This is a genomic window from Pseudonocardia alaniniphila, from assembly GCF_022524485.1.
GTDB classification, from domain to species: domain Bacteria; phylum Actinomycetota; class Actinomycetes; order Mycobacteriales; family Pseudonocardiaceae; genus Pseudonocardia; species Pseudonocardia alaniniphila.
The window spans coordinates 1-12482 of record NZ_JAKXMK010000044.1; the positions used below are offsets into that span (position 1 = coordinate 1).

Annotated in this window: 14 protein-coding genes; 5 read left to right on the top strand and 9 right to left on the bottom strand. The window is 68.9% G+C overall.

What is annotated here, in order from left to right; translation table 11 throughout:
- The 3 genes from MMF94_RS37835 to sbnB form a co-directional block, all read left to right on the top strand.
- Positions 1-612: phosphopantetheine-binding protein (locus tag MMF94_RS37835; protein WP_241042293.1), on the top strand; the 612-nt coding region annotated here is incomplete at its 5' end.
- A gap of 14 nt (positions 613-626) precedes the next feature.
- The gene (locus MMF94_RS37840; protein WP_241042294.1) at positions 627-1619 is read left to right on the top strand and encodes a TauD/TfdA family dioxygenase; all 993 of its coding nucleotides are present in this window, start codon (positions 627-629) and stop codon (positions 1617-1619) included.
- Between the two features lie 7 nt (positions 1620-1626).
- Positions 1627-2655 (top strand): 2,3-diaminopropionate biosynthesis protein SbnB, encoded by a 1029-nt coding sequence (gene sbnB, locus MMF94_RS37845; RefSeq protein WP_241042295.1) that lies wholly within the window; start codon positions 1627-1629, stop codon positions 2653-2655.
- 86 nt (positions 2656-2741) lie between these two features.
- Here sbnB and MMF94_RS37850 read toward each other — a convergent pair whose 3' ends face one another.
- From MMF94_RS37850 to MMF94_RS37870, 5 genes are all read right to left on the bottom strand, one after another.
- Positions 2742-3221, bottom strand: a complete 480-nt coding sequence (locus tag MMF94_RS37850; RefSeq protein ID WP_241042296.1) for a DinB family protein — start codon at positions 3219-3221, stop codon at positions 2742-2744.
- 122 nt (positions 3222-3343) lie between these two features.
- Positions 3344-3622 carry a YggT family protein gene (locus MMF94_RS37855; RefSeq protein ID WP_241042297.1) on the bottom strand — a complete coding sequence of 93 codons (279 nt, stop codon included), beginning with the start codon at positions 3620-3622 and terminating at the stop codon, positions 3344-3346.
- A gap of 124 nt (positions 3623-3746) precedes the next feature.
- Positions 3747-4724: an aldo/keto reductase gene (locus MMF94_RS37860; RefSeq protein ID WP_241042298.1), complete on the bottom strand. Its 978-nt coding sequence runs from the start codon at positions 4722-4724 to the stop codon at positions 3747-3749.
- A 383-nt stretch (positions 4725-5107) separates the two neighbouring features.
- Positions 5108-5713, bottom strand: coding sequence for a TetR/AcrR family transcriptional regulator (locus MMF94_RS37865; protein ID WP_277398917.1), 606 nt, complete (start codon positions 5711-5713; stop codon positions 5108-5110).
- A 176-nt stretch (positions 5714-5889) separates the two neighbouring features.
- Positions 5890-6528 (bottom strand): HD domain-containing protein, encoded by a 639-nt coding sequence (locus tag MMF94_RS37870; RefSeq protein ID WP_241042300.1) that lies wholly within the window; start codon positions 6526-6528, stop codon positions 5890-5892.
- Between the two features lie 87 nt (positions 6529-6615).
- Here MMF94_RS37870 and MMF94_RS37875 point away from each other — a divergent pair, with 87 nt between their 5' ends.
- Positions 6616-7626 (top strand): GlxA family transcriptional regulator, encoded by a 1011-nt coding sequence (locus MMF94_RS37875; protein ID WP_241042301.1) that lies wholly within the window; start codon positions 6616-6618, stop codon positions 7624-7626.
- 129 nt (positions 7627-7755) lie between these two features.
- Here MMF94_RS37875 and MMF94_RS37880 read toward each other — a convergent pair whose 3' ends face one another.
- The 4 genes from MMF94_RS37880 to MMF94_RS37895 form a co-directional block, all read right to left on the bottom strand.
- Entirely contained in the window at positions 7756-8043 is a 288-nt protein-coding gene (locus MMF94_RS37880) for a hypothetical protein (protein ID WP_241042302.1), read from the bottom strand.
- A 299-nt stretch (positions 8044-8342) separates the two neighbouring features.
- A complete protein-coding gene (cbbX, locus tag MMF94_RS37885; RefSeq protein ID WP_241042303.1) occupies positions 8343-9443 on the bottom strand; it encodes a CbbX protein in 1101 nt (366 codons plus the stop codon).
- Positions 9440-9874, bottom strand: coding sequence for a ribulose bisphosphate carboxylase small subunit (locus MMF94_RS37890; RefSeq protein WP_241042304.1), 435 nt, complete (start codon positions 9872-9874; stop codon positions 9440-9442). Before MMF94_RS37890 ends, cbbX begins: the two co-directional genes overlap by 4 nt.
- A gap of 8 nt (positions 9875-9882) precedes the next feature.
- On the bottom strand, positions 9883-11313 hold the full coding sequence (locus MMF94_RS37895; RefSeq protein ID WP_241042305.1) for a form I ribulose bisphosphate carboxylase large subunit: 1431 nt from the start codon (positions 11311-11313) through the stop codon (positions 9883-9885).
- Between the two features lie 127 nt (positions 11314-11440).
- Here MMF94_RS37895 and MMF94_RS37900 point away from each other — a divergent pair, with 127 nt between their 5' ends.
- The gene (locus MMF94_RS37900) at positions 11441-12379 is read left to right on the top strand and encodes a LysR family transcriptional regulator (RefSeq protein WP_241042306.1); all 939 of its coding nucleotides are present in this window, start codon (positions 11441-11443) and stop codon (positions 12377-12379) included.
- The last annotated feature ends 103 nt before the right edge of the window (positions 12380-12482 follow it).

The following is a 12482-nucleotide window of genomic DNA, read 5'->3' on the forward strand; positions in this document are numbered from 1 at the left end:
ATCGAGATCGGCGAGATCGAGAACACCCTGCTGCGCGTCCCCGGCGTCCGTGACGGCGCGGTGGTGGTCGCGGAGCGACCCGACCAGAGTAAGCAGCTGGTGGCCTTCTACGCCGGCACGCAGCCGCTCGAGGTCGACCTGCTGCGGGAGCGGCTCGGCGCCTCGCTGCCGCACTACATGGTGCCCGCGGCCTTCCACTGGCAGGAGAACCTGCCGCTGACCGCCAACGGCAAGATCGACAAGAAGTCGCTGACCGCGCTGGCCGGCGAGCTGGAGACCGTCGAGCAGGGCTACGAGGCACCCCGCACCCCGACCGAGGAGCGGATGGCGGCGGCGTGGGCGAAGGTCCTCGGTGTCCCGACCGACCAGATCGGCCGCGCCGACCACTTCTTCGACCGGGGCGGCAACTCGCTCTCCGCGGTCAAGCTGGCGATCGCGCTGGGGCGCATCGTGTCGCTCAAGGACGTCATCCGCTGCCCCGTCCTCGCTGACCTGGCCGAACTGGTCGACGTCAAGTCTCAGCCACCCGTCGGGCTGCTTCAGTCCCCGTCGGAGGCAGAAGACACGCAGACTGGCGGGGTCGAACCGATGGCCTCTTCACAAGCGAACTGAGAAAGGAGATCGTGATGTCGTCCTCTTTTTCGCCGTCGCCGCTCGACGTCAGTCTGCGGCCTGGCGCACCTCCGATGCTGCAGGTCCCACCCACGGGTGATGCCCCGAGCTGGGCAGACGCGAACCGGCAGGCGCTGTACGGGATCGTCGCCGAGCACGGTTCGGTCCTGGTCCGGGGTCTCGGGCTGAGCGACGCGAACACGGTGGGTTCGGTGTTCCAGCGGATCGGGCGTGGGCTGATGGCCGAGCGCGAGGCGTTCGCGGCCCGGCAGGTCTACTCCGAAGGTGTGTACTCCTCGGCGAAGTGGCCGTCGAACCAACCCATGTGCATGCACAACGAGCTGAGCTACACGCTCGACGTTCCCAGCCTCATGCTGTTCGCCTGCCTGACCGCACCGACGGAGGGTGGCGCCACCGGAGTGGCCGACTCACCGACCGTGCTCGACGCGCTTCCGGCCGAGCTGGCCGCCCGGTTCGAGCGGGAGGGCTGGCTGCTCGCCCGCAACTACAACGACGACATCGGGGCGTCCTACGCCGACGCGTTCGGCACCGACAACCGTGCCGCCGTCGAGAACTACTGCCGGGCCAACGCCATCGAGTTCGAGTGGCAGCCCGAAGGTGGTCTGCGCACCTGGCAGCGACGCAAGGCCGTGGTCCAGCACCCGATCACCGGCCGGCGCTGCTGGTTCAACCAGATCGCGTTCCTCAACGAGTGGACCCTGGATCCGGAGGTGCGCGAGTTCCTGGTCGACGTCTACGGCGAGGACGGGCTGCCGTTCAACACCCGCTTCGGCAACGGCGACCCGATCGGCGACGACATCGTGCAGCTGCTGAACGGGGTCTACGACGCCAACACCGCACGTGAGCCATGGCAGGCGGGCGACCTGATGCTCGTCGACAACATCCGCAGCGCGCACAGCCGCGAGGCCTTCAGCGGACCACGCGAGGTGCTCGTCGCGATGGCCGCACCGGTCCGCATGACCGACACCCCCCAGACACCGAGGTGACGAACTGATGACCACCACCGTGCCACCGTTCGCGGTGATCCCCGGCGCACAGGTCCAGCAGGCCCTGCAGGGCCACGAGAAGCAGGTCATGGAGGTGGTGGAGGCCACCTACCGGCTGCACGGCGCCGGCGACTCGGTGAACCCACCGTCCTACTTCCTGCGCTTCCCCGACCGCCCGTCCTCGCGCATCATCGCGCTGCCCGCGTCCATCGGCGGGCAGTCGCGGGTGGACGGCATCAAGTGGATCTCGAGCTTCCCGGACAACGTGGCCGCGGGCATCCCGCGAGCGTCGGCGGTGCTGATCCTCAACGACCACGACACCGGCTACCCGTTCGCCTGCCTGGAGAGCTCGATCATCAGCGCCACCAGGACGGCTGCGTCGGCGGCACTGGCAGCCGACTGGCTCAGCCGCGGCCGGGAGCGTCCCACCCGCGTCGGATTCTTCGGCGTGGGCCTGATCGCCCGCTACATCCACACGTTCCTGGCCGGCACCGGCTGGTCGTTCGACGAGGTGGGCGTCTTCGACCTGTCCGCCGACAGCGCGGCCGGATTCCGCGGTTACCTGGAGCAGTCGGGCACCACCGGCCGGATCACCCTGCACGAGTCGGCCGAGGATCTGATCCGCTCCAGCGACCTGGTGGTCTTCGCGACCATCGCCGGGAAGCCGCACGTCACCGACACGTCGTGGTTCGACCACAACCCACTGGTGCTGCACGTCTCGCTCCGCGACCTCGCGCCGGAGATCGTGCTGGCCTCGACCAACATCGTCGACGACGTCGAGCACTGCCTCAAGGCGGACACCTCGCCGCACCTTGCCGAACAGCTCACCGGCAACCGGGACTTCCTGCAGGGAACCCTGGACGACGTGATGGCCGGGCGGGTGAGCCTGCCGACGGACCGTCCGGTGGTGTTCTCGCCCTTCGGCCTCGGCGTGCTCGACCTCGCGGTCGGCAAGTACGTGTACGACCAGGTGGGCCGTGCCGGTGACCTGAACGTCATCGACGACTTCTTCCACGAGCTGCGCCGATACGGCTGACCAGCCCAGCTCAACCAGATGATGCCTGCCGCGATGGTCGCGAGGACGAGTCCTCCGGCCACCCGGCAGGCACCTCTGTCGAGGCCTCAGCGGGGGCCGAGGCCGGTTTTCCCGTCGATGAGCTCGCGAACGATGTCGAGGTGGCCGGCATGGCGGGCGGTCTCTTCGATCATGTGAAGGACGATCCCGCGCAGGTCGGTGATCTGCTCTCCCAAGACGCCGGGGTGGCGGGCACGCGGGGGCGAGGACAGCGGCAGGGCCGTGAGGATCGCATCGGAACGCTCGCACTGGTCGCGGTAGAACTCGAGGACCACTGACGGCGGCCGCGAGGTGACCAAGGGCGTGTCGTCGTCGGGCCAGGGCAGCGGATCGGCGGAACCGGTGGCGATCTCCTGGAACCAGTGCCGCTCGGCATGGCCGAGGTGCTCCAGGAGTCCCAGCGGAGTCCAGCCCGACGGCACGACCGAGGCTGTCAGGGCTTCGGTGTCGAGCCCGTCGATGATCGCCAGAACGCTGGCACGCTGCCACTCCAGGAACGCCAGGAGAGCCTTCTTCTCGTCGTCCATCGGGACATGCCTCTCTCCTGGAATGAGAGGCGGACGCTAGCAGTCGGCACCGACAGCCTCGGCGACGTCAGCAGGCCCGTCGGTCGCGGCGCGCCGCCGACCGGGCCGGTGTGCTGCCCCGCTCAGAGGGACAGCGCCAGCGAACGCAGCACCAGCGCCGCGATGAACACGACCGTGAACGCGAGGTCGATCTGCACCGAGCCGACCCGCACGGGTTTCAGCACGCGACGCACCGGCGCGAGTACCGGCTCGGTGAGCGTGTGGGACACCGAGCGAGCCCGTGCGGCCCAGCCGTCGCGCGCCGCGCCGAGCACGCCCGTCCAGTCCAGTACGGCGCGCACGACCATGACGATCAGGAACAGTAGTAGGACGAAACCGAGCAGAGCTCCGATGGCACTCATGGGCACCCCTCCACCCGTTCAGCATCCTCGCCCAGCCTGAGCTACGCCTGAGACCTCCGACTTTCGTGGTCACCCTTGTCGGCGACAGCCCGGAAACCCCGGTGTACACCCCCGGGCAACCCCGTCACACGTTCTCAGGAGACGGTCCGGTGACCGGAGCGGCGGCCGCCATGATGCGGTCGATCGCCATGAGGTCGCTGCGGCTCAGCGAGAGATCGGCCGCGGCCAGGCTGTCCTGAACGTGGTCGGCCTGCCGTGCACCGACGATGGCCACGTGCACAGCCGGGTTGGCCAACGTCCAGGCGATGGCCAGCTGACTCACCGTGACGCCCCGCTCCCCGGCGAACTGCTCCAGGGCGCGCACCGCGGCCAGGTTGTTCCGAAATCCGTCGCCGCTGAACATCGGGCTGGTGGCGCGCCAGTCGTCACTGCCGAACGTGGTGGCCTCGGTCATCGTCCCGGTCAGCAAGCCGTGGGCCAGCGGTCCGTAGACGAGCACGCCGACGTCGTGCGCGCGGGCGTAGGGCAGCACATCGTGTTCGACCTCGCGGCGGCGGAACAGGTGATACGGCGGCTGCACCGTTTCCACCGGCAGCGTCGCGGCGAACTCGGCCATCTGCACCGCGGAGTAGTTGGACACGCCGACGTGGCCGATCTTGCCCTCGGCGACCAGCTCCCGCAGCGCACCGGCCGTCTCGGCAGCGGGAACCTTCGGGTCGGGCCAGTGCACCTGGTAGAGGTCGACGTGGTCCACGCCCAACGCCGTCAGGCTGGCGTCCACACCGTCACGCAGCCCCTGCGGGCTCGCGTCGCGGACCAGACCCGCGTCGGTCATCCGCAGCCCACCCTTGGTGGCGATCACGAGTTGATCCCGGTTGGTGGCCAGCTCGCTGCGCAGCGCAGTCCCGAGCAGCCGCTCGGACGCGCCGAAGCCGTAGGCCTGCGCCGTGTCGAAGAAGTTGACGCCCAGGTCGCGGGCCCGCCGGATCGCCGTGACCGCCACGGCTTCGTCGAACCGGCCCCAGTCACCGCCCAACTGCCACGCGCCGAAGGCGATCCGGGAAACCTCGAGCCCGCTACCACCCAAGATAGTGGTCTTCATTCTGTTCTTCTCTCTGGTGCAAGGCGCCGAGGAGACGTGCTGTCCCGGGGAGCCGGACAGCACGGACGGTCGCGCCGATTCAGATCGATCAATTTCTGTTTCGCTGGGTCGCGATCAGTCAGGGGAGACACGGGGGAAGGATTCGCGGGAACCGCGGATCAGGACTGTCGGGCGCGGACGGATTTCTCGGTCCGCTTGCCGATCTGTCCGTCGATGTTCTTCCGGCACTCGAAAGCGCGGAGTACTTCGGGGCGGCGTACTCAAGTGTCTTGTCGGGGGCGGCGCTCTACATACCCAGGCCTCCTAGAAACTGAACGTCTAGTTTCCAATCAGGCTAGCGCGGGCCTCGGCGTGCGGCCGCTGTCCGAGCGGTGAGGTCGGTCTCAGCAGGCCAGACCGCGGATCGCCAGGTCGACGATCGAATCGGCGACGTCGTCGCCCATGGGCGCGTGGCCCGCGACGAGCCGGTAGATCGCAGCCCCGAATATCAGATCGATCGCGGACTCGGGATCGATGTCGGCACGGAGCTCACCGCGTGCGATGCCGCGAGCCAAGATCGTGCGTCCCAGTTGCCGCCGGGGGCCGATGAGTCGATCGTTCAGTTCTGCGGCAATCTGCGGATCGAACTGCGCCTCTCCGACGATCTGAGCGTAGACCCGCCCGCTAGGGCTGTTGTAGAAGCGCATCATGCCGCGCAGTACGAGGCGGAAGTCCTCGTGCGCGGAACCGGTGTCAGGATCGCCGGATTCGACGAACATCTGCGACAACATGGCCTCGACGGCAACCGCGTACTTGTTCGGCCACCACTTGTAGATCGTGGCCTTGCTCGCCCCGCACCGACTGGCGATCTCCTCGGTGGTCATCACCCGCAGCCCGACCTCGTGCATCAACTCCCCCGTCGCACGCAGAACGGCCTTGCGGGTCTGCTCGCTGCGTGGACGACCCGGGCGGGGTCGAGGCTGGTCCTGCTCGCTACGACTGACGGCCATCGGCCACCTTCCCCCAAATACGATACTGCCCGTTCAGTTTACATCTACGGGAGTTCGCCAGGGCCGAACAGTGGCTGGTCGTTGCCCCGTCAGGTCGCAACCACGGATGGCCCGGCCGCACCCCACTGCGGGTGCGGCCGGGCCATCGTCGTCGCCTCGACGGTCGGGAGCGGACGTCACTCGGGCCAGTCGGAGCCCAGGATCACCTCGACGAAGTCACCGCGGCGGAAGCCGGGTACGAAGTGTTCGAGCACGTCCGCCTTGACGTTGCCGAACGTGGTCTCGGGCCGGTCCTTGATGCCGTCGGTGAACGCCGCGAGGATCTGGTTCTTGAAGTCGGGACGTGGGTGCGCCGCCACGATCTGCGCGCGCTGCTCGTCGGTGATCGCGTCGTAGCCGATGCCGAGCACGTCCAGCTCGACGCCCCGGGTGACGAGCGCGACCTCCGGTGCCATGTGCAGCGGGATCTCCGGCGTGGTGTGCAGCGCGATGGCCGTCCAGACGGTCTCGGCCGGCTCCGTGCCGATTCCGTGCGCGAGCAGGAAGCGGCGGGCCTCGTCGGCGCCGTCGATCTCGAAGCGCTGGTCCGTGCGCCGGTACTTCGCCGTCAGCCCGAGGTCATGGAACATCGCGCCCACGTAGAGAAGCTCCGGGTCGAAGCGCAGGCCCTGCGCGCGGCCCCGCAGGCTGCCGAACAGGTAGACCCGGCGGGAGTGGTGATAGACCAGTGGGATCGTCGCCTCGCGCACCAGCTCGGTGGCCTCGGCGACCAGTCGCGTGTCAGGAATCTCGACATCCGAAATCGTCTCCGTCATGGACCTAGCATCGGGCGAGGTCGAAGTCCGGCACCATGTCTTGAAGGACGGGACCACCACACATCCGGACACGAGCGGGAGCTACCCATGGCACGCGCACATCGGGTCGGGATCCTGGTGTTCGACGGCCTCACCATGCTCGACGTCAGCGGGCCCGCCGAGGTGCTGGGCACGGCCCACCGGTTCGGTGCGTCGTACGAGGTCGTCCTGATCTCTCCCCGGGGCGGCGACGTGCTGACCTCGGCGGGTCTCCGGCTGGGCCCCACGGTGGCTGCGCACGAGGTGGGACACCTGGACACCGCGATCATCGCGGGAGGCGACCGGCTGCCGGTGCAGGTCATCGAGGAGGAGCTGCTCACCGCGGCACGGGTCGTCGCCGCGGCGGCGCAGCGGGTGGCCTCGGTCTGCACGGGGGCGTTCGTACTGGCCGCACTTGGCGCGCTGGACGGCCGCCGGGCCACCACACATTGGCGCCACACCGACCGGCTCGCGCGCCACTACCCACAGGTGCTCGTGCAGCCCGACGCGATCTTCGTCATGGACGGGCACGTGGTCACGTCAGCGGGCGTGAGCGCGGGCATCGACCTGGCGCTCGCGCTCGTGGAGCAGGACGAGGGTGCGGAGGTCGCGCGGAAGGTCGCCCAGGAGCTCGTGGTGTTCCTGCAGCGCCCGGGCGGTCAGTCGCAGTTCTCGGTGGCTGCCCGCACCCCCGTGCCGCTGAACGCGAAGATCCGCGAGCTGCTTGCGGCCGTCGTCGCCGAGCCGGGCGCGGACCACTCCCTGACGACGATGGCCGCCGCGATCCCGACGAGCACCCGCCATCTGGCGCGCCTCTTCCAGGAGGAGGTGGGCACCACGCCTGCTCGGTGGGTGGAACGCACCCGGTTGGAGGCGGCCCAGCGGCTCCTCCTGGAAGGTCACAGCGTCACCGCGGCCGCGGAGCTCAGCGGCCTGGGCAGCGACGAGTCGCTTCGGAGGGTGTTCGGCCGCCACCTCGGCATCACGCCCAGCGAGTACCGGCAGCGGTTCGCCAGCACCCGACGCAGCGCCGCGAGTTCCTCGGCAGAGCCGACGGTCGACGCGCTCTCGGCACGCTGACCCCTCACCCACCGACGCTGCGAGCAGCCTTTCGCTCCGATCAGGCTGCAGATGTCGTTGCGCCGGCGGTCATTGTCGGTGGCCGGGCCGGCCAGGCTGCTCGTGCCACCGGGGACCGACGGTCCGCGGCTACGAGAACGCGACGAGCGCGGCGTCATGCGCTTCGAGCCATGGCCGCGCGCCGCAGTAGTCGTCCCACAGCGAGAGGTGCACGTAACCCCAGTCTCCGCCGGGCAGTCCCGCCAGGTAATAGTTCCGGCGTTCCTTCGCGGGTTTCCGGGTCATCACGAGGTTCTCGTACCCGTTGTCGAGGTCCTTCCCGTTGTCGTCGCGGTACGGGTGCCAGTGGCCGTTGACCAGCTCCGCGACCATTCCGTTGAGGGGCCCGCCGATGTAGATCGTCGCGTGTTCGCTCATCCGGCCATCACGCCCCCGTCCAGCTCGATTGCCGCGGCTCGTCAGCGTCCACGTGGTCACCCCTTGCTCAAGAGCGACTACCAGTCGTAGCCGGCGGACGCACGCTAATCGGTCACGAGCACCGAGACAGCACCCGGCAGAGCGACACGAAGAACAGGAAGTTCACCCATTCGACCAGGACCCGACGCCGCGACTCGCCCGTCCGTTCACACGTTGCGACTGATCACCCTATTGGTCGACGCCCTCTCGCGCGGCGCGGCCGACCTGGGCGGGCAGCTGATCGACCTGGGCGGGACGCCTCAACGATCACTGCGGGCGGCCGGCTCGTCGGCCTTCGCAGCCTCTGGCCGCTCGCCGCTGTCCGCGTCGGCCGAGAACACCCGGCTGGCCAGGAAGTCGGCGGGTTCGAGCCGCATCAGGTCGTCCTTGGCCCATTCCCGACCGGGTTCGTCCACCAGGCGATTGGCGTGGCGCAGGCGGGCGCGCTCGAGCGCGTTGCGCACGCTGCGCGCGTTGGCGAACCGCGGCTGATGCATCCGGCGGCGCAGATAGTCGTCCAGCGTCTGCTCGGCGTCGGCGGACAGGCGGTAGCGCTGTCTGCGCAGCATCATCTGCGCGATGGCGATGAGCTCCTCGAGCTCGTAGTCCGGGAAATGCAGGTGGTGGGCGATGCGTGAGCTCATCCCGGGGTTGGACGCGAAGAACTCCTCCATCCGGTCCTGGTAGCCGGCGAGGATCACCACGAGGTCGTCGCGCTGGTTCTCCATCACCTGCAGCAGGATCTCGATGGACTCCTGGCCGTAGTCGCGCTCGTTCTCCGCCCGGTAGAGGTAGTAGGCCTCGTCGATGAACAGGACACCGCCCATCGCCCGCTTGATGACCTCCTTGGTCTTCGGCGCGGTGTGCCCGACGTACTGCCCGACCAGGTCGTCGCGCGTCACGGCTACGAGATGACCCTTGCGGAGATAGCCGAGCCGCTGCAACAGCCCGGCCATCCGCAATGCCACCGTGGTCTTCCCGGTACCGGGGCCGCCGGTGAAGCTCATGTGCAGGTTGGGCCGCTCGGTGGTGAGGTCGAAGCGGTCCCGCACGCGATCCACCAGCAGCAGCGCGGCGATCTCCCGGATCCTCGTTTTCACCTGGGCGAGCCCGACGAGCTCCTCGTCCAGGCCCGCCAGGATCTCGTCGATACCCGACGCCGCACGCTCGGCTTCGAGGTCGACCGTCGCGTCCTCCGGCAGTGCCTCCTCGGCGGACCCACCACCGGGAGACTCGACGCGACGGTCGTCCGCGGCCTCACCGTTGCGACGATCGCCGTCGCCGGAGTCGTCAGGATCCGGCGACGTCACCCCGGGCCGCGGCATCCCGAAGCTCGGCCGGCCGCCGTCGGATGCCGTCATCGCCGGTCGGTGGGCTGGTACCGCTCACCCGCCGGACGCTCGGTGGCGTACGCATGGGTGGTGTAGCGGATGGCCCGGTCGTGGCTCTCCTGGCGATCCAGGCGGAATCCCGGCTCCTCGGCCGGCCGATGGACCAGGAACGACAGCACGATCGTCTGTCGCCCCAGGCGCGCGTCGTAGGCGTTGAGCCGGATGTAGTGGTTCGGGTACGCCTCCCGGCACGCGTTCACCTCCATCAGCACGCCGGCCGCGTCCGCCAGGTCGAACATCGGCATCCCCCACATCTCCCAGTACGTGTTGCGGGGATGCGGGTCGTCGGTGAACTCCACCGACAGCGGCCACGAGTTGCCCAGTGCGTAGTCGATCTGGGCGGTGATCTCCTCGTCGGTCAGATCGGGTAGATAGGAGAAGGTTCCCTGCGTGATGTGCATCGGTGCTCCTAGGCGTGCGTCGGCGTCGCCACGACGTCCGGGGTGTCCGTGGACTCGTAGTTGAACGTGATGTCGCCCCAGGTGGAGAGCGCCACATCGAGCTCGCGGCTGTGCTTCGCGGCGGCCTTGAGGATGTCCTCACCCTCGGCGTAGTAGTCGCGGCCCTCGTTGCGCGCCTTGATCATCGCCTCGACGGCCACCCGGTTCGCGGTGGCGCCCGCGGCGATGCCCATCGGGTGACCGATCGTGCCGCCGCCGAACTGCAACACGACGTCCTCGCCCAGGTAGTGCAGCAGCTGGTGCATCTGACCGGCGTGGATCCCGCCGGAGGCCACCGGCATCACGGTGGCGAGCGAGGCCCAGTCCTGGTCGAAGTAGAGGCCCTTGACCGGGTCGGCGGTCACGTGGTCCTTGCGGAGGACGTCGTAGAAGCCTGCGGTCGCGTTGGGGTCACCCTCGAGCTTGCCGACCACCGTGCCGGCGTGGATGTGGTCGACCCCGGCCAGCCGCATCCACTTGGCGATCACCCGGAAGCTGACCCCGTGCGTCTTCTGCCGGGTGTAGGTGCCGTGCCCGGCGCGGTGCAGGTGCAGGATCACGCCGTTCGCCCGCGACCACCGGGCCATCGACTGGATCGCCGTGTAGCCCACGGTCAGATCGATCATGACGATCACGCTGCCGAGTTCCTTCGCGAACTCGGCGCGCTCGTACATGTCCTCCATCGTCGCGGCGGTGACATTGAGGTAGTGCCCCTTGATCTCGCCGGTGGTGCTCTGCGCGCGGTTCACCGCCTCCATGCAGAACAGGTAGCGGTCCCGCCAGCGCATGAAGGGCTGGCTGTTGATGTTCTCGTCGTCCTTGGTGAAGTCCAGCCCGCCGCGCAGCGCCTCGTAGACGACCCGCCCGTAGTTCCGCGCGGACAGGCCCAGCTTCGGCTTGGTGGTGGCGCCCAGCAGCGGACGCCCGTACTTGCCCAGGTACTCCCGCTCCATCACGATCCCGTGCGGCGGTCCCTGGAACGTCTTGACGTAGTGCGGCGGGATCCGCATGTCCTCCAGGCGCAGCGCCCGCAGCGCCTTGAAGCCGAAGACATTGCCGATGATCGACGAGGTGAGGTTCGCGATCGACCCCTCCTCGAACAGGTCGAGGTCGTAGGCAATGTGGGCGATGTACTGCCCGGGCGTCCCGGGCACCTCGTCCACGCGGTAGCACTTCGCCTGGTAGTGGTCATACGCCGTGAGCCGGTCGGTCCACACCACCGTCCAGGTCGCGGTGCTCGACTCCCCCGCCACTGCCGCCCCGGCTTCCTCCGGCGGCACGCCCTCCTGCGGCGTGATGCGGAAGGCGCACAGCACGTCGCTGTCCTTCGGCTCGTAGTCCGGCTGCCAGTAACCCATCTCGGCGTACGGGATCACACCCGCGCCCCAGCGTTCGGCCATCTCCACCACCTCGGTGTGTGTTCGTCTACGGCTGGAGTTCCCTACCGTGGCCTCGGACTATCGAACTGTCTATTGAGAATCGCCGCGACATCGTCAAGTATCGACTCATGAGTGGGGGGAGCCTGCGATGACACTGGCGCAGCTGCGCACGTTCCTTGCGGTCGCGGAGACCGGGTCGGTCAGTGCGGCCGCGGCGCGGCTGGTGGTCACGCAGTCCGCGGTCTCGGCGTCGATCGCGGCACTGCAACGCTCACTCGAACTCCAGCTCGTCGAGCCGAGTGGCCGAGGCCTGCGGCTCACCCCCGCAGGCGCCATCTACGCCGGTTACCTGCGCCGCGTACTCGGGTTGCTCGACGAGGCGCGGGTCGCCGCAGGCTCCGAGGGCGAACCCGCACGAGGTGAGCTGCGCATCGCTGCGGTGACCACCGTCGGCGACCACCTGCTGCCGAGGATTCTGGTCCGTTTCCGGGAGGCCCACCCGGAGGCACGAATCCACGTCGAGGTGGCCAACCGGGCGCAGGTGCTGGCTCTGCTCGACGACCACGAGGTCGACCTCGTGCTCGGCGGTCGCCCGGTCCGCAGCCGCAACCACGTGGCACTCGCTGTGCGGCCCAACGAGCTCATCGTGGTGGGTCCGCCGGACTCACCCCGCCACAGCGGCGACGAGCTGCTGAGCTGGCTCGCCGCTCAGACCTGGGTGCTGCGCGAGCCCGGGTCGGGCACCCGGGCAACCACCGACTCCTACCTGGCCGGCCTCGACCTCACACCCGCGCAACTCACGCTGTCGTCCAACGCCGCGGTCTGTGAGTCGGTGGCCGTCGGGCTCGGCGTCACCCTGATCTCCCGCGACGCGGTGGCCCGCGACCTGGCCGAGGGGCGGCTGGTCGAGCTCGCCGCGCCGGGCGCCCCTCTGGAACGCGACTGGTACCTGCTGGCCCACCGGAGCGGGCCGCCTGCCACCGCGCGCCTACTCGTCGACCAACTGCTCGCCAACGGCGAGTTCGAGCACCCCGCGGTAGCTCGCCGCCGCTCCCGAACGCGCGCCGAGCCGGTCGGCGACCGCTAGTGTTCTGCGTCAATAGTTCCTGGCCAGTGCGGCGTAGAACGAGTGCGGCCGGGTTGGCGTTGACGGCTGTCCGGCCATGATCGTCAATTGGGGCCTCGTAGCC

Bases quoted from the DNA above. Each gene is read 5' to 3' on its own strand.
- MMF94_RS37870 (WP_241042300.1), bottom strand. From the start codon at position 6,528: ATGACGGAGACGATTTCGGATGTCGAGATTCCTGACACGCGACTGGTC.
- MMF94_RS37875 (WP_241042301.1), top strand. From the start codon at position 6,616: ATGGCACGCGCACATCGGGTCGGGATCCTGGTGTTCGACGGCCTCACC.
- MMF94_RS37900 (WP_241042306.1), top strand. From the start codon at position 11,441: ATGACACTGGCGCAGCTGCGCACGTTCCTTGCGGTCGCGGAGACCGGG.
- MMF94_RS37855 (WP_241042297.1), bottom strand. From the start codon at position 3,622: ATGAGTGCCATCGGAGCTCTGCTCGGTTTCGTCCTACTACTGTTCCTG.
- MMF94_RS37860 (WP_241042298.1), bottom strand. From the start codon at position 4,724: ATGAAGACCACTATCTTGGGTGGTAGCGGGCTCGAGGTTTCCCGGATC.
- MMF94_RS37890 (WP_241042304.1), bottom strand. From the start codon at position 9,874: ATGCACATCACGCAGGGAACCTTCTCCTATCTACCCGATCTGACCGAC.
- MMF94_RS37865 (WP_277398917.1), bottom strand. From the start codon at position 5,713: ATGGCCGTCAGTCGTAGCGAGCAGGACCAGCCTCGACCCCGCCCGGGT.
- MMF94_RS37895 (WP_241042305.1), bottom strand. From the start codon at position 11,313: ATGGCCGAACGCTGGGGCGCGGGTGTGATCCCGTACGCCGAGATGGGT.
- MMF94_RS37840 (WP_241042294.1), top strand. From the start codon at position 627: ATGTCGTCCTCTTTTTCGCCGTCGCCGCTCGACGTCAGTCTGCGGCCT.
- sbnB (WP_241042295.1), top strand. From the start codon at position 1,627: ATGACCACCACCGTGCCACCGTTCGCGGTGATCCCCGGCGCACAGGTC.
- MMF94_RS37850 (WP_241042296.1), bottom strand. From the start codon at position 3,221: ATGGACGACGAGAAGAAGGCTCTCCTGGCGTTCCTGGAGTGGCAGCGT.
- cbbX (WP_241042303.1), bottom strand. From the start codon at position 9,443: ATGACGGCATCCGACGGCGGCCGGCCGAGCTTCGGGATGCCGCGGCCC.
- MMF94_RS37880 (WP_241042302.1), bottom strand. From the start codon at position 8,043: ATGAGCGAACACGCGACGATCTACATCGGCGGGCCCCTCAACGGAATG.